This is a genomic window from Paraburkholderia sp. DHOC27, assembly GCF_003429005.1.
In the GTDB taxonomy this organism is placed as follows: domain Bacteria; phylum Pseudomonadota; class Gammaproteobacteria; order Burkholderiales; family Burkholderiaceae; genus Paraburkholderia.
This window is the reverse complement of record NZ_QVQV01000004.1, coordinates 332,459-352,333: the sequence shown is the minus strand read 5'-3', so window position 1 is coordinate 352,333 and position 19,875 is coordinate 332,459. Positions and strand designations below refer to the sequence as shown.

Annotated in this window: 20 protein-coding genes and 2 tRNA genes; 8 read left to right on the top strand and 14 right to left on the bottom strand. The window is 63.7% G+C overall.

The genetic code is table 11. From position 1 onward, the window contains the following. Positions 1-68: 68 nt before the first annotated feature. Together D0B32_RS17110 and D0B32_RS17105 are read right to left on the bottom strand one after the other, a co-directional pair. On the bottom strand, positions 69-1,466 hold the full coding sequence (locus D0B32_RS17110; RefSeq protein ID WP_117335163.1) for an MATE family efflux transporter: 1,398 nt from the start codon (positions 1,464-1,466) through the stop codon (positions 69-71). Between the two features lie 175 nt (positions 1,467-1,641). After that, the gene (locus D0B32_RS17105; protein WP_117335162.1) at positions 1,642-1,860 is read right to left on the bottom strand and encodes an RNA-binding S4 domain-containing protein; all 219 of its coding nucleotides are present in this window, start codon (positions 1,858-1,860) and stop codon (positions 1,642-1,644) included. 305 nt (positions 1,861-2,165) lie between these two features. Between D0B32_RS17105 and D0B32_RS17100 the strand changes: the two genes are divergently transcribed. The 3 genes from D0B32_RS17100 (at position 2,166) to D0B32_RS17090 (ending at position 5,350) form a co-directional block, all read left to right on the top strand. Continuing rightward, a complete protein-coding gene (locus tag D0B32_RS17100; RefSeq protein WP_117335161.1) occupies positions 2,166-2,600 on the top strand; it encodes a hypothetical protein in 435 nt (144 codons plus the stop codon). Between the two features lie 160 nt (positions 2,601-2,760). Then, positions 2,761-3,009, top strand: a complete 249-nt coding sequence (locus tag D0B32_RS17095) for a hypothetical protein (protein WP_117335160.1) — start codon at positions 2,761-2,763, stop codon at positions 3,007-3,009. A 175-nt stretch (positions 3,010-3,184) separates the two neighbouring features. Beyond that, positions 3,185-5,350: an ATP-dependent helicase gene (locus D0B32_RS17090; RefSeq protein WP_259295032.1), complete on the top strand. Its 2,166-nt coding sequence runs from the start codon at positions 3,185-3,187 to the stop codon at positions 5,348-5,350. Between the two features lie 46 nt (positions 5,351-5,396). On the opposite strand, the gene D0B32_RS17085 is transcribed toward D0B32_RS17090, so the two are convergent. The 9 genes from D0B32_RS17085 to fdxA form a co-directional block, all read right to left on the bottom strand. Next, a complete protein-coding gene (locus D0B32_RS17085) occupies positions 5,397-6,164 on the bottom strand; it encodes a DUF4088 family protein (protein ID WP_117335158.1) in 768 nt (255 codons plus the stop codon). A gap of 324 nt (positions 6,165-6,488) precedes the next feature. Continuing rightward, positions 6,489-6,812, bottom strand: coding sequence for an AzlD domain-containing protein (locus D0B32_RS17080; RefSeq protein ID WP_117335157.1), 324 nt, complete (start codon positions 6,810-6,812; stop codon positions 6,489-6,491). After that, positions 6,809-7,477 carry an AzlC family ABC transporter permease gene (locus D0B32_RS17075; RefSeq protein ID WP_117335394.1) on the bottom strand — a complete coding sequence of 223 codons (669 nt, stop codon included), beginning with the start codon at positions 7,475-7,477 and terminating at the stop codon, positions 6,809-6,811. The genes D0B32_RS17080 and D0B32_RS17075 overlap by 4 nt, the downstream gene beginning before the upstream one ends. Positions 7,478-7,721: 244 nt before the next feature. Then, positions 7,722-8,549 carry an AraC family transcriptional regulator gene (locus tag D0B32_RS17070; RefSeq protein ID WP_117335156.1) on the bottom strand — a complete coding sequence of 276 codons (828 nt, stop codon included), beginning with the start codon at positions 8,547-8,549 and terminating at the stop codon, positions 7,722-7,724. A gap of 70 nt (positions 8,550-8,619) precedes the next feature. After that, positions 8,620-9,099 (bottom strand): CreA family protein, encoded by a 480-nt coding sequence (locus D0B32_RS17065; protein WP_117335392.1) that lies wholly within the window; start codon positions 9,097-9,099, stop codon positions 8,620-8,622. 198 nt (positions 9,100-9,297) lie between these two features. Continuing rightward, entirely contained in the window at positions 9,298-10,209 is a 912-nt protein-coding gene (locus tag D0B32_RS17060; protein ID WP_181969832.1) for a fimbrial protein, read from the bottom strand. A gap of 390 nt (positions 10,210-10,599) precedes the next feature. Then, positions 10,600-10,675 (bottom strand) — tRNA-Asn (locus D0B32_RS17055). A gap of 59 nt (positions 10,676-10,734) precedes the next feature. Next, a tRNA-Asn gene (locus tag D0B32_RS17050) sits at positions 10,735-10,810 on the bottom strand. Positions 10,811-10,954: 144 nt separating this feature from the next. Continuing rightward, positions 10,955-11,278 (bottom strand): ferredoxin FdxA, encoded by a 324-nt coding sequence (fdxA, locus tag D0B32_RS17045; protein WP_117335154.1) that lies wholly within the window; start codon positions 11,276-11,278, stop codon positions 10,955-10,957. 314 nt (positions 11,279-11,592) lie between these two features. Here fdxA and pncB point away from each other — a divergent pair, with 314 nt between their 5' ends. From pncB to D0B32_RS17020, 5 genes are all read left to right on the top strand, one after another. Next, positions 11,593-12,789, top strand: coding sequence for a nicotinate phosphoribosyltransferase (pncB, locus tag D0B32_RS17040; RefSeq protein WP_117335153.1), 1,197 nt, complete (start codon positions 11,593-11,595; stop codon positions 12,787-12,789). 164 nt (positions 12,790-12,953) lie between these two features. After that, the gene (locus D0B32_RS17035) at positions 12,954-13,616 is read left to right on the top strand and encodes a lactate utilization protein C (RefSeq protein WP_117335152.1); all 663 of its coding nucleotides are present in this window, start codon (positions 12,954-12,956) and stop codon (positions 13,614-13,616) included. Between the two features lie 125 nt (positions 13,617-13,741). Further along, on the top strand, positions 13,742-15,145 hold the full coding sequence (locus D0B32_RS17030) for a sodium:proton antiporter (protein WP_117335151.1): 1,404 nt from the start codon (positions 13,742-13,744) through the stop codon (positions 15,143-15,145). 54 nt (positions 15,146-15,199) lie between these two features. Further along, the gene (locus tag D0B32_RS17025) at positions 15,200-16,189 is read left to right on the top strand and encodes a D-glycerate dehydrogenase (RefSeq protein WP_117335150.1); all 990 of its coding nucleotides are present in this window, start codon (positions 15,200-15,202) and stop codon (positions 16,187-16,189) included. Next, on the top strand, positions 16,186-17,676 hold the full coding sequence (locus D0B32_RS17020; RefSeq protein ID WP_117335149.1) for a DNA recombination protein RmuC: 1,491 nt from the start codon (positions 16,186-16,188) through the stop codon (positions 17,674-17,676). Before D0B32_RS17025 ends, D0B32_RS17020 begins: the two co-directional genes overlap by 4 nt. 19 nt (positions 17,677-17,695) lie before the next feature. On the opposite strand, the gene D0B32_RS17015 is transcribed toward D0B32_RS17020, so the two are convergent. The 3 genes from D0B32_RS17015 to glp form a co-directional block, all read right to left on the bottom strand. Continuing rightward, the gene (locus D0B32_RS17015) at positions 17,696-18,196 is read right to left on the bottom strand and encodes a GNAT family N-acetyltransferase (RefSeq protein WP_117335148.1); all 501 of its coding nucleotides are present in this window, start codon (positions 18,194-18,196) and stop codon (positions 17,696-17,698) included. Continuing rightward, on the bottom strand, positions 18,196-18,471 hold the full coding sequence (locus D0B32_RS17010; protein WP_117335147.1) for a hypothetical protein: 276 nt from the start codon (positions 18,469-18,471) through the stop codon (positions 18,196-18,198). The genes D0B32_RS17015 and D0B32_RS17010 overlap by 1 nt, the downstream gene beginning before the upstream one ends. A gap of 91 nt (positions 18,472-18,562) precedes the next feature. After that, the gene (gene glp, locus D0B32_RS17005; RefSeq protein WP_117335146.1) at positions 18,563-19,858 is read right to left on the bottom strand and encodes a gephyrin-like molybdotransferase Glp; all 1,296 of its coding nucleotides are present in this window, start codon (positions 19,856-19,858) and stop codon (positions 18,563-18,565) included. Between the last annotated feature and the right edge of the window lie 17 nt (positions 19,859-19,875).

The following is a 19,875-nucleotide window of genomic DNA, read 5'->3' as shown; positions in this document are numbered from 1 at the left end:
TGGCTGGATGTGCCTTTCGATCAGCCGGGCAAAAAGCGAGGCCATCAGCGCGCAGGCAGCCGCGTGCATCAGCGCGACGCCGGCTGCGGCTGCGTGCGCCGCAGACTCAGACGATGGAAGCGTAACGTCATCAGCATGGCGACGCTCGCGAGGCCCGCTGCCAGTCCCCACCACAGCCCCCGCGCCCCGAGCCCGAAATGGAACGCCAGCGTATAGCCGGTCGGAAAACCAATGGCCCAATAACCGAAGGCGGCGGCCAGCATCGGCACCCGCGTGTCCTTCAGACCGCGCAGGCAGCCGGAGGCGACCGTCTGCATACCGTCGACGATCTGGAAGATGGCCGCGACGCCGAGCAGCGAACTGGCGAGGGCGACGGTCGCGGCATTGGCGGGATCGTCGAGATGCAGGTATAGCCCGACGATCCAGTGCGGCGCAAGAATCAACACGAGCCCCGACATTGACATGAAGCCGACGCCGAGCGCAAGCGCGACGAAGCCGGCATGGCGCGCGGCGAGCGGATGTCCGGCGCCGGACCAGAAGCCGACCCGCACATTGGCCGCCTGGCCGATGGCGAGCGGCACCATGAAGGCGACCGAGGCGACGTTGAGCGCGATCTGGTGCGCCGCCAGTTGTGCTTCGCCGAGCAGGCCGACCATCAGGCCGGTCGCGAGGAAGAGCGTCGATTCGACTCCATAGGTGATCGCCACCGGCCAGCCAATGCCGAAGAGTTCGCCCATCAAGGGCCATTTGGGCCGGGTGGCCACGACGAAGTGACGAAAGCGCGGCCGCAGATGCAGCCAGCCCATCAACACCAGCGCGGTCATCCACACCGTGAAGGTCGTCGCGACCGCCGAGCCGAGAAAGCCGAGACGTGGCAACCCATAGGCCCCGTGGATCAGGCCGTAGTTCAGAAAGCCGTTGACGAACACGCCGATCACCGACACCCACAGCAGCCGTTTGGCGGCGCCGATAGCCGGCAGAAACGAGCGCATCAGGCCAATACCGATCAGGCTGCCGAGCGCGCCCCAGCGCAGGATGGCCGTGTACTCGCCGACGTTGTGCGCGAGCAGCGCCGGTTCGCCGAACGCCAGCAAGACTGGCGTAGCGAGCGACAGCAGCACGAAGGCCGGCAGCACCAGCAACACGGACATCACGAGGCCGGTCCAGTAGATGGGCGGCACACGGTCCTCGGCCTGGGCGCCTCGCGCATGCGAGACGCTGACGCTGACCGAGGTCAGCACACCCTGCAAGAGCGTGACGACCACGAAAAACAGGTTCGCGCCGAGGCCACCGGCAGCCAGCGCGTCCGGGCCGAGGGAGCCGAGCAGGATGGTGTCGGTCACGCCCATCGCCATCTGCGACAGTTGGGCGATGGCGAGCGGGGCGGCGAGGCGGGCGGTGTCGGCGGCGTGACCGGACAGCGTGGGCGGCCGGATGGTCACGCGGGAAAAGCCAGATTGCGTCATAGAGGGGACAGCGCGGCCAGCGCCGCGCTGTCTTCTGTCAAAACGGAAAGCTTAGGGGGCGGGCGACGTGTTGTCGATCTGAAAGCACGATTTTGGTGCGCTTTTTTCGCGCGCGGCGAATGACGCAGCCGCGGGCGCGGCCCCGTCGCACCGGTGGGCGAATTGAATGGCTGCGTTACGCCTCGTGGACGGCAATGCGCGTATTGCCTAGCAGCACCACCTGACCCGCGCGGATTTTGCAGGTTTTACGCAGTTCGACGCGGCCATCCACCGTCACGGCGCCGTCGGCGACCATCATTTTTGCGGAGCCGCCGCTGTCGGCGAGGCCCGTAATCTTCAGGAGATTGTGCAGTTCGACGTAGTCGCCGGTCAGGGTGAAGTCCAGATTGGGCATGACGATTGCAGCCAGGGTAACGGGGTTCGCATCATAGCCAGAAGACGTGCGGGACGCGCGGTCGGATTGTTTCCACGGGTTCATCCGCGTTTTCGGCTTGGCTGTTTGAGCAATTGCAAGTGGATGTTATGCGATTGTCAGAAAATGAAACGTTGCGTAACAGAAGGCGTTTCTCGCGAACCTCACTCGGAAAGGACGGGTCTGTAGAAAAGCCTGCTGCGTTTTTGCAGTGCAATGACAGACCGGGTGGCCGGCGTTTTCTATGCCCCTACCCATGTCCTGACAACAACCTAGAGAGGATAGCTATGACCCAGATTCGTTCGCTCCTGATCGGTACCGCCCTGACTGCTTTCGCCGCCACTGGCGCTTTCGCGCAGACCAGCGCGCAGCCGGATAACGGAGGCACGCCCGGTGCAGACGTCGCAGCGCCGGCCGCACAAGGCATGCAGCCGGTCACGCCGCCCGAGCAGCGTCTGACCGCCTCGGGCTCGACCGATCCGCTGGTGCAGAAGCGTGACGCGAACGCGAAGGCTAATGCAGAGTACAGCGCTTCGAAGAAGGCGTCCAAGGAACAGTTGAAGGAGCAGCAGCAAGCTGCGAAGGCTCAGTACAAGCAGCAGGTGCGCGACGCCAAGATCAACAAGAAGGCCGACAAGCAGGCGGCCAACAACGAAATGAAGATGAACATGCAGGGCCAGCCGGCGGCCGCGCAGGATGATCCGTCGGACGTGAAGCACTAAGCGGGCTGAGCGGGCACCCAGGCCGGTTCAAGGTGGCGTGGCGGGTTCGGTGGGCGCACTAGGCCGTACGCCGTCTATCACACGCCACCTTGCGACCGGCCTGATGCCGCCCGCTGAATGCCTGACACGGCTCACTGTATGTCCATCAAAGGAGGCTCGCATGAACAAGCAAATCTATGTGGCGCTGATTGCCGGCTGTCTGTCGCTGTCGATGGTGTCTGTCGCGCAAGCTGACGACTCGTCGGCGACGCCGACCCACGCCGACAAGAAGGCGGCCAAGGAACAATCCAAGGCCGACAAGAAGGCGGATGTCGCGCAGGCCAAGGCCAATAAGTCGAAGACGGACGCCCAGGCCGACGCCGATAAGGCGGCCGCCGATGCGAAAGAAAAAGACGCCAAGAAGGAATAACGAGCCGGACTGAAGAAGAGGGCCAAAAAGGACCGCTGCGCGCCCGGCAAAAAAAGGGCGCTTGTCGTCTGGGATTGTATGGATATACAGTATGCGGCGCTGATCTCCCTTTGCCGCAGGCTTGAATAACCGACCCCGACCGCCCGTGCTCCCTGTTGCCGACTCCGCGCCTTCAGTGCCTTCCTCGCCGTATACGCCGGCCAACCCATCGGAAGACGCCGCCTGGCTCGCCAAACTCAACGACGCGCAGCGCGAAGCCGTCGAATATGGCGCCGATCTCAAGGGGCAGCCCGCCGGAGCCCTGCTGGTCATTGCCGGGGCGGGTTCGGGCAAGACCAACACGCTGGCGCATCGGGTAGCAAACCTGGTGGTCAAGGGCGCCGATCCGCGCCGCATTCTGCTGCTCACGTTTTCGCGCCGCGCCGCGCTTGAAATGACGCGCCGGGTGACGCGCATCGCCACCCACGCGCTCGGCACGCGGGCCGCGCTCGCGCAGGGCCTGACGTGGTCGGGCACGTTCCACGGCGTCGGCGCGCGGCTGCTGCGCGAATACGCGGATCTGATCGGCCTCGCGCCTACCTTCACCATCAACGACCGCGAGGACTCCGCGGATCTGATGAATCTCGTGCGGCACGAGTTGGGATTCTCCGCCAAGGAGCGGCGCTTCCCGTCCAAAGGCACCTGCTTCGCCATCTATTCGCGCGTCGTCAATACGGGCGCTTCGCTCGCTGACGTGCTGAACGCAGCATTCCCGTGGTGCCGCGAATGGGAGGCGGATCTGCGCGTGCTGTTCGCGCAATACGTGGAGGCGAAACAGAAGCAAAGCGTGCTGGACTATGACGACTTGCTGCTCTACTGGTCCATGATGGCCGCGGAGCCCGCGATTGCCGCTGATCTGTCGGGCCGCTTCGACCATGTGCTGGTGGACGAGTATCAGGACACCAACCGCCTGCAGGCGGCGATCCTGCTCGCGCTGAAACCGGACGGGCGCGGGCTGACCGTGGTCGGTGACGACGCGCAGTCTATCTATTCGTTTCGCGGCGCGACGGTGCGCAACATCCTCGATTTTCCGCAGCACTTCAATCCGCCCGCAAAGCAGGTGACCCTCGAGCGCAACTACCGGTCCACGCAGCCCATTTTGGCGGCGTCGAACGCGGTGATCGAACTCGCCGCCGAGCGCTTCACCAAGAACCTCTGGACCGATCAGGCTGGCGCGCAGCGGCCACGCCTCGTCACGGTCGCGGACGAGGCCGATCAGGCGCGCTATGTCGTCGAGCAGGTGCTGGAAGCGCGCGAGGCGGGCATGAAGCTGAAAGCGCAGGCAGTACTGTTTCGCGCCGCCCACCATAGCGCCGCGCTCGAAATCGAATTGACCCGGCGCAATATTCCGTTTGTGAAGTTCGGCGGTCTGAAGTTTCTGGATTCGGTGCACGTGAAAGACGTGCTCGCCGTGCTGCGCTGGGCGGAAAATCCGCGCGATCGCGTGGCGGGTTTTCGCGTCACGCAGCTTTTGCCTGGCGTCGGACCGGCCACGGCCGCACGGGTACTGGACAGCGTCGCGCAACCGGATGCGACCGGCGCCGCTGACGCTCCGGGCCTCGCCACGGCCGCTGTGTCAACCAGTGCATTGTCCGCAGCCTTGGCCGCCTTCGTGCCGCCGCTGCGCGCGCTCGAAGACTGGCAGGCGTTTGCCGCGTTGATGGCGAGCGTCAGCGCGCCTGGGTCAGCGTGGCCAGCCGAGTTCGAACTGATCCGCCGATGGTATGAACCGCATCTCGAGCGCAATCACGAGGATGCTGCCATCCGTCATGCCGATTTGCTGCAGATGGAGAGCATCGCGGGCACATACGCGTCGCGCGAGCGCTTCCTGACCGAACTCACGCTCGATCCGCCTGACGCCACCAGCGACGAATCCGGCGTGCCGCTGCTTGACGAGGACTACCTGATCCTGTCCACGATTCACTCGGCGAAGGGACAGGAGTGGCGCAACGTATTCGTACTGAATGGCGTCGATGGCTGCATACCGTCCGATATGGGCACGGGCAGCGAAGAGGAGATCGAGGAAGAGCGGCGCCTGCTTTATGTGGCGATGACGCGCGCGAAAGAGGACCTGCATATCGTCGTGCCGCAGCGCTTCTACGTGCACAACCAGACCCAGTTGGGTGACCGTCATGTCTGGGCGTCGCGTAGCCGCTTCATTCCGGCGCACCTGCTGCCGCTGTTCGACGCCTACGCGTGGCCGCGCATCCCGGCGCCGGTTGCGCCGAGCGCCGCGGGACTGGCCGCGGCCGCTCAGGCGAAGATCGAGATTGCCGCGAAACTGCGGAAGATGTGGGACTGACCCACGGAGTGACCGCTGGACTAAATGATCGACCCGCGGCGGCGGCCTAGCGCGTCTGCCGGGTTTGCGGCGTCTGTTGACGCGGCGGGGGCGTAAAGAAGTTGCGCAGCCAGGTGGCGAGGCGCGTGAAGACGTCGTAAGGCTCTTCGACAAAAATCTCGGGCTTCAGCAGACGCAGATACTCCATGATCTGCTGCGCTTCCTGCTTCTGGAACGAGCCGTGCGAAATCCCCAGGCGCAGCAGGCCGCGCAGTTCGCCGAGCTTCTCACGCGCGGTGCTGCCCACGCTGGTTTCGCAGGCCACCTTCGCTTCGTACACCCGTTGACGCAGCGATTCCACGAGTCGCCATGCGGGCGTCTGCATCTCTTCTTCCAGCGCCTGAATGTCGCGTGCCGCGCCCTTGATCTGCGCGGCGAGCGGATCCACCAGCGACGCATCACCCTCCGATTCCTTCACGATCGCCGCCGCCCAGTCGCGGCACTGCTTGGCGAGCTCCTCCGGGGTCCATTCCGAGCGCGCCGCAAAGCCGAAGCCGAATTCGGTGGCCTGCTGCATCAGGATCGCCACGACGTCCGGGAATTCCTTGTCCAGCGTACGCTTGGCCCATGCGTACTGGCCGCCCTGCAGCATCCGCTTCACGGCATGCTCGGTGAGCGGCAGCATGTTGTCGAGCAACTTGGCGCGCAGAAAGTCCTCGAACGACGGCGTCGCGAATTGCGGGTCGAGCTTCAGCGAAACCCGCAGGAACGCATCGAAATCCTTGCGCAGCGTGACGACGGTTTCGTCTTTCAGTGAAAGGGTGATCTGACCCATGTCTTATCCCGTTTGGCCCTCCCGCGTTGCATCGCAAACATGTCGCTGTCTGCAGATGGCCCTCGTAGGAGAGCGACGTCGATGCGCGACGCGGTTGATCCTGCTTGTTGCCGCGTAATCAGCCGGGTTATCTCCCGACGAGCGGACCTCGACTGCTTAACGGCCTGATGGGGCAAAACTTGAGGGGACGGAAGCATGGGCCGCGCGGCGGCAGAGGGCCGTGCGGCGCGGCGGGCGGCGCCGTCCAGGTGCGGCGCTCTAGTGGGCTGCACGGGTCGCGTGGGCTGAATGCGCCGCGTAACACCGGCTAGCCGCGAAGGCGCGCTACCTTAGCACGACGCCTTGCCAGATGAAAAACACGGCGAGCCCAACGGCAATGGTCAAAAGCGGCCGCCGGGTCAAAGCGCTGACGACGACGGCGGCCAGCGCGCCCACCAGTTGCGGATTGCGCCAGGTGAGTTCGGCGTCGCCGCCGTGCGGAGAGACGGCCATCGGCACGATGATCGCCGTCAGCACGGTGACAGGCACGAACCCCAGCGCGGTACGCACGAGCGGCGGGAAGACCAGCCGCTCGCCGATCACGAACACGGCGGCGCGGATCAACCACGTGATCAGCGCCATCCCAAGAATCAGCAGGGCGTAGTTCATTGCGCTGCCTCGGTGCTGCGCGAACGCAGTCCTGGGTGCGACAGGAGTACGCCCACTATGACGCCCGCCAGCACTGCGCCAAGCAGCCCCAGCTTGTACGGCCACGCTTGCCAGAAAAACGCCAGCGCGCCGGCGGTGACGGCCGCCGCCAGATAGCGCAGGGCGACCAGTTGCGGCACGACGATCGCGATGAAGGTGGCGACCATCGCGAAGTCCAGTCCGAGCGACTGCAGGCCCGGAAAGGCCGCGCCGAACAGCAGGCCGGCGAGCGTCCAGATCTGCCAGTTGATGTACATGGCGAGCCCGGCGCCGAGGAAGTAGTACGGACTCACTGAGCCGGGTGGGTGATGCCGGTAGTGCGACCACGCGACCGCGAACACCTCGTCCGTGAGCACGCCGCCGAGTGCGAGGCGCCAGCGCAGCGGCAGATGCGAGACGTAGGGGGCAAGGGTCGCGCTGTACAGCACGTGCCGGACATTCACGACCAGCGTGGTGGCCCAGATGACCGCAAAACTCGCGTGCCCGGCAATCAGCCCGAGCGCGATGAACTGCGCCGAGCCGGCGAACACCACGAGCGACATCAACTGTCCGTGCCATGCGTGCAGCGGGCCGGACGTGACCAGGGTGCCGAAGATCACGCCGAACGGCGCAGCGCCGACCATCATCGGGATGATGTCGCGCGCACCGGCGGTGACTTCAGTCCAGCGGGTGGATTGGTCTGGTTGGATGGGTTGGGTCAAGCTTGCCTCCTTGGTCCGCCGAGCATAGGCGGTTCAGGGAGGCGGGGCTTGTACGTTCTTGCGGTGGGCGGCTGTTGACTGCGGTCGGCGCCTGTAGATGCCTGTAGATGCCTGTAGATGGCGAGACCCTGGATCGAGCGTCGCTGCGGTGAGCGGGGCCGGTGGCGGCTTACGCTGACTGCCAGCGCCCCGGCGGCACGCCGAACATGCGGCGGAAGTGGCGCGTGAAATGGCTTTGATCGGTGAAGCCGCTGGCGGCCGCGACTTCAGTCACGGACACGCCGGCGCGCAATGGCGCCAGCGCCCGCTGCAAACGCACCTGATTGCGCCAGGCGTGGGGCGCGAGGCCCGTTGTCTGCGTGAATAGCCGTGCGGTGTGAAACGGCGACAGTCCGACCGTGTGCGCCAGTTCGGCGAGCGGCAGGGGCTCGGTCAGATCGCCCAGCAAACGCTCCTTCATGATGGTGACGCGCGCGTCGTCAGCGCTGGCTTGCCACGGTTTCGACTGACTGCGAGAGTAGCGGACCAGCAGCGTGGAGAGCGCGTCGAGCATCGCGGTTTCGGCGGCGAGCGGATCGGTGTCGGCCTCCAGCAGACGGTGCGCGTGGGCCAGACGCCGGGCCAGATCCGGATCGCGGATCACACCCGGTTCGAACCACGGTAACGGCTGCGAGCCGCCGGCCACGTCGCCCGCCAGCGCGTGCAGGAAATCCACCGGCGCATACAGCACCCGATAGCGCCAGCCGGCCTCGATGGCCTTGGCGCCCGTATGCAATTCACCCGGATTGATGATGGGCACGCTGCCCGCTTCGGCCACGTAGTCGCTGCCCAGATAGCGATAACCTTCGGCGCCGGCCTCGATCACGGGGATCGTGTAGGCGTCGTGCCAATGCGGCGTGAATTCGTGATCGTGATATTCGGCGGTGAGCAGGTCCGCGCCGGGCAGCAGCGGCGTGCGCCAGTAGCGGGCGGAATCGCGGAAACGCGTGTCAGACATGGTGATACTCCGGCTTGGTCTGCCAGTTTAGCGCGCGCAGCCCAGCGCCGGGATACCTTCCGCGAGCCCGTTACTTCAGCGGAATCGTCGTGCCCGCCGGCATGGCCACGGCGGTCACGCTGTTTTTCGCGCTGCCGCTTGCGACGCGGTCGCTGTAGGTCAGGTAGACCAGTGTGTTGCGCTTCGGATCGACCACCCGTACCACGTGCAGCGTCTTGAAGATCAGCGACATGCTCACCGAGAACACATCGGATTGCTGCTTGAGCGGGCCTGTGAATTTGATCTCGCCAACCTGCCGGCAGGCAATCGACGCCTCGGTGGGATCTTCCGCGATCCCCAGCGTGCCCTTGATACCGCCGGTGCGAGCACGCGACACGTAGCACGTGACGCCTTGTACCAGCGGATCGTCGTAGGCTTCGACCACGACGCGGTCGGAACCGGTCACGCGGAAGTTGGTGTTGACGCTCGCGACTTCTTCGGCGTGAGCGAGCGAAGCGAGCAGCAGGGTAGAGGCAGCAGCGAGCGCGAGATTCGACAGGAGGGTTTTCATCGGGATGCCGGAATGATTGCGGGGAAGTGCCATCGTATAACGGCCGACGTCCTGTTTCCGGATTGATCCAACGCGCAAACCGATTAGTTTTGCGTCGTAGCGTGGATCACGACTGATTTTGGCTTCGGGACGCTGTTCCGCGTGAGCGGCATCGAAACCGCCACGTCCTGGCTGCGGTCCTCGTGGTGTCGCGCAGGGTCAGTTGTAGTTCATCGTGAAGGTAGCGATGGCCTTGACCAGACCGGGGGTGACGGAGGCAGCGGTCTGGATGTAGCGCGCCTGGAAGGGGATGTTCTGGACACCGGACAGGGTCCCAAGCGCGACGCCAGTCGTCGTGGGTGTACTGCTGGTCGTATAGGAATAGCTGGCCGAGCCGAACGTCACCGGGACGTTTTGATAGAGGAGCTGCACACCGACACCCGCCGCAGTCGAGCCGGGCGCCAGCGTGAGCGTGTTCGTCTGATTGGATATCGAGGCTGAATCCGTGAAGCTGACCGCCGGCTTCGCATTTGGGTCGCATTGGAGGCCGAGATCGAAATGCGTGGCGCTGGCGGTCGTGCCGATGCCCTTGAATGCGGAAGTGTTCGTGTACGGCATGGAGACGGCGACATTCGTGGTGGTGACCGAACAACTGGCGACCGAATTGTTCAGTACCGTGTAGTTGAAACTGAGCATGCTCTTTGATGCCGCACCACCGTTCGCGTACTCCTTGCTGGGGACGTGCGCGTAGTCCGAAAATCCGAACGAGCCTGTGGCCACGGTGCCGGTCTTGACGAGTTCGAAGGTGCCCTGGATTACGTTCGCACCGAGCTTCGAGGCGCCCATGTCGTATGTGCCCGTGGCGCCGGCGTAGCTTATGGGTGCCATGACTACGCCGGCGGCATTACGCATTCTGAAACCCACCCCAGCGCCCATGCCGCTGGTGGTGTAGACGTCCGAAAAGCCAGCAACCAGAGTGATGGCGGCGGTCGGCGATGTGGTCATGTACCAGTCGGCACCCGGATTGACCGTGCAGTTCACCGGAATGGCGAAAGAGGCCGTGGCGCCAGGAATGGTTTGCCCGACGGCGAGGTTGGCCGGCACGCTGACAGACGGGAGATTGACCGACAAGGGCAACGCAGCGCTGCAGTCACTATAGGGAGCAGAGAGCGCATGGGTCGAAACGCACGCTGCCGCAATGAGCAAGGTTGCCTTAAGCAAGCGGGACAGCGCACGGGACATTTTTCGAACCTCACAATTCGGCGTTCTCGCGCGCTGATGCAACGCTGCGCGATCACTGCTATTTCGATATTGAGATTGTCGAGGCCTGAGCGCACCCGTGCGATCAGAGAATTCCTAAAGCCGTCGGATTAGTCGTACTGTGAGATGAGGTGGGACGCGTGGCGCATTGGCGTATGAGGAGACGGGACGCGTGGCTTGCCAAAGATCACGGCATTGACCACCTTGGATCAATCGCCCAAAACAAAAAGGCCCGCACGAATGCGGGCCTTCGAAATTTTTTGGCTCCCCGACCTGGGCTCGAACCAGGGACCTACGGATTAACAGTCCGGCGCTCTACCGACTGAGCTATCGGGGAACAGCAATACAACCTTTACATAAAAAAGCCCGTCATGGTTAACGGGCCTTTGCAATTCTTGGCTCCCCGACCTGGGCTCGAACCAGGGACCTACGGATTAACAGTCCGGCGCTCTACCGACTGAGCTATCGGGGAACAACAACAGCAGAGAAGCGAAATTGTAGGAGGTACTACAAGGGCTGTCAATACCCCGGCCGCATCTCTATTTCAATGAAACGAGAGAAGTGCAACCGCCTGGCATGACCGCACGAGGCACCGTCCACGCTCATCCACGCTCGATTAGCGAGCCAGCAGGTCCAGCTTTTCCTTCACGTCCTTGAACTCGTCCGCTTCGGGCAACGGAGCCTTGGTCTTCGTGATGCTGGGCCAGTTCTTCGCGAGGTCGGCGTTCAGCGCAATGAAGTTCTGCTGGTCGCCCGGTACGTCTTCCTCGGCGTAGATGGCGTTCACCGGACATTCGGCGACGCACACGGCACAGTCGATGCACTCATCGGGATCGATCGCGAGGAAGTTGGGACCTTCGCGAAAGCAGTCCACCGGGCACACATCGACGCAGTCGGTATAGCGGCACTTGATGCAGCTTTCGGTCACAACGTGAGTCATTCAGGCAGCTCCTGCATGCGGTATCGGGGGAGGCGAAACGCCAAAAGCGCTATTGTAACGTAACGTCAAGAGGCGTATGTACTGACGCTTCAGCCGGTTTATACGATTTCGTGATTAGTTTATGGCGCGCCCGGATGACCCTTCAGTCATATCCCGCGGCGCATTCGGGTAACATGCGTCAAGCTGGCGCGCAGGGGCGTGCCACAGGCGCATGGACCCACATGGTGCCCCGCCTGGTCTCACAAGGACCAGGCACTGGCCGCGCGTGAGCCATGTCCGGTCCTCCGTTTCCCGCAGTCCCGGTTCGCACCATCATGATTATTACTTCGCTGCTCGACACTGATCTGTACAAGTTCACGATGATGCAGGTGGTTCTGCATCATTTCCCTGCCGCGAGCGTCGAATACCGCTTTCGTTGCCGGACCCCTGGCGTCGATCTCGTGCCCTACGTGGACGAGATTCGCGATGAAGTGCGCAAGCTCTGCGACCTGCGCTTCACCGACAGCGAGCTGGATTACCTGCGCCGCATGCGCTTCATCAAGGGCGACTTCATCGAGTTCCTGGCGCTCTTCCATCTGAGCGAAAAGTACATTTCGATCACGCCTTCGCCCAAGGGCAACGGCGAAATCGACATCGAGATCAAGGGTCCGTGGCTGCATACGATCCTGTTCGAGATTCCGGTGCTCGCGATCGTCAACGAAGTCTATTTCCGCAACACGCAGCAACAGCCGGCCTATGGCGAGGGCCGCGAGCGCCTTGGCGAGAAGATCAAGCTGCTGGGTGCACGGCCCGAATTCGCGGACTGCAAGATTGCCGACTACGGCACGCGGCGTCGTTTTTCGAAGCGCTGGCACGAGGAAGTGATCCTCACGCTGAAAGACGACCTCGGCGAACAGTTCACCGGCACGAGCAACGTCTTCTACGCGATGAAGCATGGCCTCACGCCACTCGGCACGATGGCGCATGAATACCTGCAGGCCTGCCAGGCGCTGGGTCCGCGGCTGCGCGATTCGCAGATCTTCGGCTTCGAGATGTGGGCGAAGGAATATCGCGGCGATCTGGGCATCGCGCTTTCTGACGTGTACGGCATGGAAGCGTTCCTGCGCGATTTCGACATGTACTTCTGCAAGCTGTTTGACGGCGCGCGGCATGACTCCGGCGACCCGTTCGAATGGGGCGAGCGCCTGCTGAAGCACTACGAAGCGAACCGCTGCGATCCGCGCACGAAGATCCTGGTGTTCTCCGACGCGCTCGACATTCCCAAGGTCCTGCAACTGTACGAACGCTTCCGGGGCCGCTGCAAGCTTGCCTTCGGGGTCGGCACCAATCTGACCAACGACCTCGGCTACAACCCGCTGCAGATCGTCATCAAGATGGTTCGCTGCAATGGTCAGCCGGTGGCCAAACTGTCCGACTCGCCGGGCAAGAACATGTGCGACGACAAGGCCTATCTGGCGTATCTGCGCCAGGTGTTCGGCATCAAGCAGCCGGACGAGGAAACCACGCCGTAACGCTGGCGAGTGGTACTTGGCATGTGTTCGGCGGCGTGCTCCACGCACGCTTGTCCGGACCCTTGGCCTGGCCATCTGGCCGACTGTTTGCGCGCGGGGCCGCCGGTATAATCCTCGCGGTACGGTACGGCTACCAGGCCGGCCACTTCGCAAGGACCTACGTCATGGATACATCGATCGCTCGCCGCCAGATTCTGGCGCGCATCCGCGCCGCGCAGGGACGCGAAGACGAGCCGTCCGCTTCCGAGCGCGAAGCCGCCGCGGACTATCTCGCGCGTCATCCCCAAGGTCCGCGTCCGCCCTTGCCGGACGACCTCGTCACGCACTTCATCGAGCAGGCGCTAAGGATGTCGACCACGGTAGAGAGCGTCGACGCGCTGCACGACGCACCCGCTGCGGCGCACCGTTATCTGACCGAGTGTGGCTTGCCGTTGCAGGCAATCGCATGGCAAACACTGCAGGATCTCGACTGGTCCGCCGCAGGCCTCACGGTGGAATTTCGCAAGCCTGAAGATAGCGATCGGGTCGGTATCACCGGCTGTTTTTGCGCGACGGCTGAGACCGGCTCGCTCGTCCTGTTGTCCGGGCCTGAGACTTATGCGTCGGCCGGGTTGTTGCCGGAAACGCATATCGCGATCGTGCCGGCGTCGCGCATCGTCGCCGGTCATGAAGACGCGTTCAGTCTGATCCGCGCCGAACGGGGCGAACCGCCGCGCGCGGTCAACTTCATCTCGGGTCCGTCGCGCACCGGCGATATCGAGCAGACCATTGTGCTCGGCGCGCATGGCCCATATCGCGTTCACGTCATCGTGGTGCGCGGCGCGTGAGCTTCATATCGCCGCATATTTGCAGTGGCTCGACGCAGAGCACCTCACCCGAGCGTGTCTGCGCGCAGGCTTGCGCGCGAGCGAGGCAGCCTGAGCACGGCTTCGCGAAGCGGCACGCCGGTGCGATGATCCTGCTGATCGCCACCTTGTTTGCGTTCCTGCCACGCGTCGCTGCGGCCGCCACGCTCGACGGCGCCACGCTATCCGCGTGGTGGGGTGTGCCGTTCGCCGGCGTGCTGCTGTCCATCGCACTGTTTCCCCTCATCGCGCCGGCTTTCTGGCACCACCATTTCGGCAAGATCGCAGCGGCGTGGGCCGTCGTGTTTCTCGTGCCGTTCGCCATCTCGTTCGGCGTAGGCCTCGCGTTCGGCACGTTCGTCCATGCCATGCTCGAGGAGTACGTGCCGTTCATCGTGCTGCTCACCGCGCTCTACACCGTTGCCGGGGGCATTTGTCTACGCGGCGACCTGCGCGGTTCGCCGCGGCTGAATACGATCATTCTCGCGCTGGGCACGCTGTTCGCCAGCATCATGGGCACGACCGGCGCGGCGATGCTGCTGATCCGTCCTTTGCTGCGCGCCAATCAAAGCCGTCAGCATGTCGTGCATATCGTGGTGTTCTTCATCTTCCTGGTCGCCAATGCTGGTGGTTCGCTGTCGCCGCTGGGCGACCCGCCGCTGTTTCTCGGCTTTCTGAATGGCGTCAGTTTTTTCTGGACCACCACGCACCTGGCTTTGCCCATGCTGTTTGTCTGCGTCGTGTTGCTGCTGACGTTCTACGTGCTGGACTCGTACTTCTATCATCGGCGCGAGGACACGCGTCCAGCCTCGTCTGAAGTCACGCCGGGTTCGCTCGCGCTGAGTGTCGACGGCAAGATCAATTTCTGGCTGCTGGCAGCGATCATCGTCCTCGTGCTGATGAGCGGCTTATGGAAACCCGGTGTCGAGTTCGACGTGTTCGGCACGTCGGTCGCGCTGCAAAACCTGGTGCGCGACGTGGCGCTGATCGCGGTGACGCTGCTGTCGCTAGCCGTGACGCCGCGCACGGCACGCGAGGGCAATGACTTCAACTGGGCGCCCATCGAAGAAGTCGCCAAGCTGTTCGCCGGCATCTTCGTGACCATCGCGCCGGTCATCACCATCTTGCGGGCGGGTGAAGCCGGCGCGTTTGCCGGGCTGCTTCATGTGGTTCACCATCCATCCGGTGAGCCGCACGACGCCATGTTTTTCTGGGCCACCGGGCTGCTGTCCTCGTTTCTCGACAATGCGCCAACCTATCTGGTGTTCTTCAACCTGGCGGGGGGCGACGCGCAGACCTTGATGACCACGGGCGCCACGACGCTGGCCGCGATCTCGGCGGGCGCGGTGTTCATGGGCGCAAACAGCTATATCGGCAACGCCCCCAACTTCATGGTGAAGGCGATTGCCGAGTCGCGCGGCATTCGCATGCCCAGTTTTTTCGGTTATCTCGGGTGGTCGGCGGTCGTCCTCATACCGTTGTTTTTCGTGACGGGCTGGCTGTTCTTTTAGCGTTTGATGGCACTGGCGGATCGGCTATCCCAGTGCGCTTTTCGGAGAATTGCAATGCAGAAGATCCTCGTCGCACGTCCCATCTTTCCGGACGTGATCGAACGTCTCGAACAGTATTTCGAGGTCGACTGGAACAACGGTGACGTACTGTCCGCCGACGAATTCGCGCGCCGCCTCGCCGACAAGGACGGCGCGCTGACCGCCGGCGACCCGGTCGGCCCGGCTGTGTTGTCCGCGGCGCCGCGTCTGCGCGTCGTGGCAAACATGGCGGTGGGCTACAACAACTTCGACATGGCCGCCTTCAACGCGTCGAACGTGCTCGGCACCAATACGCCGGATGTGCTGAACGAATCCACCGCCGACTTTGGCTGGGCACTGATGATGGCAGCGGCGCGCCGCATTGCCGAATCGGAGCACTGGCTGCGCGCGGGGCACTGGCAGAAGTGGGCGTATGACGGTTTTCTCGGCTCGGATATTCACGGTTCCACGTTGGGTGTGATCGGCATGGGCCGCATCGGCCAGGCGCTCGCGCGCCGCGCGCGTGGTTTCAACATGCAGGTGCTTTATCACAACCGTTCACAGGTGGCGCCGCAGATCGAGGCCGAGTTGAACGCGCAGTACGTGTCGAAAGAGGAACTGCTGCGGCGTGCCGATCACGTCGTGCTCGTGCTGCCCTATACGAAGGAAAATCATCACACGATCGGCGCGGCCGAACTGGCCTTGATGAAACCGACCGCCACGCTCACCAACATTGCCCGCGGCGGCATTGTCGACGACGCGGCGCTGGCTGAAGCATTGCGCGCGAAGCGCATTGCAGCGGCCGGTCTCGATGTGTACGAGGGTGAGCCGAATCTGAACCCGGCGCTGCTGACGGTGCCGAATGTCGTGCTGGCACCGCACATTGCCAGCGCCACGGAGGCCACGCGTCGCGCGATGGCCAATCTCGCCGCCGACAACCTGATCGCCGCGCTCGGCGAAGGGCCCAATGCGGGCCGTCCCGCTAACCCGATCAACCCGGAAGTGCTGGGCAAGGCGCGCGTATGACGATGATGTTGCCCGCGGCGGTCGCGGGGCTGGCCATTGCACTGCTGATCGCGTTGCTGGCGTTGGTGTGGGCGTTGCGACGCGACAACCAGCAGGGCGATCTCGATACGCGGCTCGACGAACTGGGCGATCACATCGGCGCCACGGGCGCGGTACAAACCCGCGCGTTTGAGCGCCTGGAACGCGAACTGCGCAGTGAGATCACGGAAACCGCGCGTGTCTCGCGCGCTGAGTTGAACGGTGGGCTGTCGACCTTCCAGCAAACGCTCACGACGCAGTTCACCAGCATGGCGACGCTGCAGGGCGGCAAGATAGACGGGTTCGCGCAACAACTCGTCAAGCTCACGGACACGAACGCGCAGCAGCTCGAGGCCGTGCGGCACAGCGTGCAACAACAGGCTCAGCAGGCGCGCGAAGAACAGGCGGCGGCGCTCACGCGTTTCGGCGAAACGCTCACCACCCAGTTAGGGCAGCTCACCGAAGCAAACGACCGGCGCTTCGCCGAGGTACGGGCCACGATCGAGCAGCGTCTGAAGGACATCGAGGCGAACAATTCGGTCAAGCTCGAAGAAATGCGCCGCACCGTGGACGAGAAACTGCACGCCACCCTGGAGCAGCGCCTGGGTGAATCGTTCAAGCAGGTCTCCGAGCGACTGGAGCAGGTGCATCGCGGCCTGGGTGAGATGCAGAGCCTGGCTGCCGGCGTCGGTGATCTGAAGAAGGTGCTAACCAACGTCAAGACACGCGGCACGTGGGGCGAAGTGCAGCTCGAAGCGCTGCTGGAGCAACTGCTCACGGCGGATCAGTACGCGAAGAACATCGCGACGGTGCCGCAAAGCAATGAGCGGGTGGAATTCGCGATCAAGCTGCCGGGGCGCCGGGAACAGGACGGCACGGCGGTTCCGGTCTGGTTGCCGATCGACGCCAAGTTCCCGCGCGAAGACTACGAACGCCTGATCGAGGCGCAGGAGCGGGCTGATCCGGCTGCGGTGGAAGAGGCGTCGCGGGCGCTCGAAGCGCGCATTCGCGCTGAAGCGCGCACCATCTCGCAGAAATACGTTTCGCCGCCCCACACGACGGACTTCGCCTTGCTGTTCCTGCCCACCGAAGGACTTTACGCCGAGATCTTGCGTCGTCCGGGACTCACCGATCTGCTGCAACGCGACTACCGCGTGACGATTGCCGGCCCGACCACGCTGACCGCGCTGCTCAACAGTTTGCAGATGGGATTCCGCACCCTTGCCATCGAAAAGCGCTCGAGCGAGGTATGGCAGGTGTTGGGTGCGGTGAAGACCGAGTTCGGCAAATTCGGCGACGTGCTGGCGAGAACCAAAACGCAGCTGGAGACGGTCACGCGTTCCATCGAAGCCGCAGAAACGCGCACCCGGATGATGAATCGCAAACTGCGCGACGTGGAAGCGTTGCCCGGTGACGAGGCGAGTGGCCTTCTCGGAGACGCGCTGCTGGGCTCGGATGCAGATGAATGAGAACGCGGCTGGCTGAGCGTCAGCCGCCCTGGACCGAACCACTCGCAGCCAATGCATCCAGCGCGTCACCGGTCATGCGCACCACCCGCCAGTCCGGCAACACGGTGGCACCCATCTTTTCGTAGAAGTCGATAGCGGGCTGATTCCAGTCCAGCACGGTCCACTCGAAGCGCCCGCATTGCCGCTCCACGGCCAACGCGGCCAGTTGCCGCAACATGCGGGTGCCGAGGCCGCTGCCGCGTTGCGACGGCTGCACATACAGATCTTCGAGGTACAACCCGCGCCGGCCAAGGAAGGTGGAGAAATTATGGAAGAAGAGGGCATAGGCGACGATGCGCCCATCTTCTCCTTCTGCCACCATTGCTTCCGACGAGGGCCGCGCGCCAAACAGCGCGTCGTGCACACCTTCGTGCGTCGCAACGAACAGGTGCGTGAGCTTCTCGAACTCGGCCAGTTCGAGCATCAACGAAAAGATGGCACCGACATCGGCCGGCGTGGCGCTGCGAATGGTAGCGGCCATCAGGCTTCCTCGGGCGCGTCGGTCAACTGGATCTCGATGCCGCCGAAACGCGAAGCCACCCAGTTGTAGGCGTGGCAGGCGATCCACAGCAGGATGAAGCCGAGAATGGCATTCAGCAGCAGCGCGCTGAACACCGTGGTCAACTCAACCGACCCGTAGCGGATAAACGCCACCAGCACGCCGAGCAGCACGATAGGCACGCTGAAGGTCAGGTACACGAGAATGAGCGCCTTGGCAGTCTGTCCGGGTGCAATGAACGAGATCTGTTTTTTCATGTAGTGCAAACCGTTGGTCGTAATGTTGATAGAGAGTCGGAAAGAGAGCGGCGGCCGGCTCGTTCAAGCCGGCTTATTTTAGCCGCTGCGATCAGATCAGGCCGTCGAACAGCATGATGTCCACGCTTTCGCCGACGCTCACGTCGGAGCGTTCATGCGCCAGCACGATAAAGCAATTGGCTTCGCTCATGGAACTTAGCACACCGGAACTTTGCGAGCCGGTTGGCGTGACCTGCCATTGGCCGCGTGCGTTGCGGCGGGCAACGCCGCGCTGATATTCGGTGCGCCCCGCGCGTTTGCGAATTGGCTCGCTGCTCGTTGCCTGTATCAGCGGCACCGGCTGCGCGGTTGCGCCGGACATGACCAGCAGCGCTTCGCGCACGATCTGATAGAAGGTCACCATCACCGCAACCGGGTTGCCCGGCAGACCAAAAAACAGCGCGGGCAAGCCGACGCCCGGTCGCTCGCCCGACCACACCCGTCCAAACGCGAGCGGACGGCCAGGGCGCATGGCGAGGCTCCAGAACGCGACATCGCCGAAGGTTTGCAGAAGCTGCTTGGTCAGATCGGCTTCACCGACCGAAACGCCGCCCGAGGTCAGCACCACGTCGGCACTCGCGGCCGCATTGCGCAGGGCTTTTTCGAGCGCTTCGGGATGGTCGCGCACCACGCCCAGATCGAGCGGGTCGATATTCAGACGGCGCAGCATCGCAAACAGCGTGTGGCGGTTGCTGTCATAGACGCAGCCGGGATCCAGCGATTCGCCGAGCGAGCGCAATTCGTCGCCGGTCGAGAAGAATGCGACGCGCAGACGGCGCCGTACCGGCACTTCGGCGATGCCGAGCGACGCGATCAGCCCGAGGTCCGAGGGGCGCAAAATACGCCCGGCGCGCAACGCCGCGCTGCCACGGGCGAGATCCTCACCGGCAAGGCGGCGGTTGGCGCCGGCGCGGACCTCGTTTGTGCCGAAGCGAATGGTTTCGCCGACGCGTGTGACGAGTTCCTGCGGCACCACTGTATCGCAACCCTGCGGCAGGCTCGCACCGGTCATGACCCGCACGCAGGCCGATAGGCCTACCGGACCGTTGAACGGATGGCCCGCCAGTGCCTTGCCCGCCACGCTGAGTTCGACCGTGCCGCCCTGTGCTCCGAGCGCCGCGCCTTGAAACGCGTAGCCGTCCATGGCGGAGTTGTCGTGCGCGGGCACGTTACACGGCGAGACGATGTCTTGCGCCAGCACCCGATCCAGTGCCTCGTGCAGCGGCACGTGTTCAATGGCCGTGACGGGCGTGGCCCACTCGCGCACGATAGCCTGAGCCGCCGTGACCGGCAGCGCCTGTGGATCGTATTGGGTGACGCAGCTGGAGAATTCGTTGAGCGTGGTCATGAATGGAGGAGCGTCGC

Excerpts from the sequence above, each read along its gene's own strand:
- D0B32_RS17075 (WP_117335394.1), bottom strand. The coding sequence starts at position 7,477 with ATGATGGTCGGCGCTGCGCCGTTCGGCGTGATCTTCGGCACCCTGGTC.
- glp (WP_117335146.1), bottom strand. The coding sequence starts at position 19,858 with ATGACCACGCTCAACGAATTCTCCAGCTGCGTCACCCAATACGATCCA.
- D0B32_RS17100 (WP_117335161.1), top strand. The coding sequence starts at position 2,166 with ATGACCCAGATTCGTTCGCTCCTGATCGGTACCGCCCTGACTGCTTTC.
- fdxA (WP_117335154.1), bottom strand. The coding sequence starts at position 11,278 with ATGACTCACGTTGTGACCGAAAGCTGCATCAAGTGCCGCTATACCGAC.
- D0B32_RS17025 (WP_117335150.1), top strand. The coding sequence starts at position 15,200 with ATGCAGAAGATCCTCGTCGCACGTCCCATCTTTCCGGACGTGATCGAA.
- D0B32_RS17080 (WP_117335157.1), bottom strand. The coding sequence starts at position 6,812 with ATGAACTACGCCCTGCTGATTCTTGGGATGGCGCTGATCACGTGGTTG.
- D0B32_RS17070 (WP_117335156.1), bottom strand. The coding sequence starts at position 8,549 with ATGTCTGACACGCGTTTCCGCGATTCCGCCCGCTACTGGCGCACGCCG.
- D0B32_RS17035 (WP_117335152.1), top strand. The coding sequence starts at position 12,954 with ATGGATACATCGATCGCTCGCCGCCAGATTCTGGCGCGCATCCGCGCC.
- D0B32_RS17065 (WP_117335392.1), bottom strand. The coding sequence starts at position 9,099 with ATGAAAACCCTCCTGTCGAATCTCGCGCTCGCTGCTGCCTCTACCCTG.
- pncB (WP_117335153.1), top strand. The coding sequence starts at position 11,593 with ATGATTATTACTTCGCTGCTCGACACTGATCTGTACAAGTTCACGATG.
- D0B32_RS17110 (WP_117335163.1), bottom strand. The coding sequence starts at position 1,466 with ATGACGCAATCTGGCTTTTCCCGCGTGACCATCCGGCCGCCCACGCTG.
- D0B32_RS17010 (WP_117335147.1), bottom strand. The coding sequence starts at position 18,471 with ATGAAAAAACAGATCTCGTTCATTGCACCCGGACAGACTGCCAAGGCG.
- D0B32_RS17105 (WP_117335162.1), bottom strand. The coding sequence starts at position 1,860 with ATGCCCAATCTGGACTTCACCCTGACCGGCGACTACGTCGAACTGCAC.
- D0B32_RS17095 (WP_117335160.1), top strand. The coding sequence starts at position 2,761 with ATGAACAAGCAAATCTATGTGGCGCTGATTGCCGGCTGTCTGTCGCTG.
- D0B32_RS17085 (WP_117335158.1), bottom strand. The coding sequence starts at position 6,164 with ATGGGTCAGATCACCCTTTCACTGAAAGACGAAACCGTCGTCACGCTG.
- D0B32_RS17030 (WP_117335151.1), top strand. The coding sequence starts at position 13,742 with ATGATCCTGCTGATCGCCACCTTGTTTGCGTTCCTGCCACGCGTCGCT.
- D0B32_RS17020 (WP_117335149.1), top strand. The coding sequence starts at position 16,186 with ATGACGATGATGTTGCCCGCGGCGGTCGCGGGGCTGGCCATTGCACTG.
- D0B32_RS17015 (WP_117335148.1), bottom strand. The coding sequence starts at position 18,196 with ATGGCCGCTACCATTCGCAGCGCCACGCCGGCCGATGTCGGTGCCATC.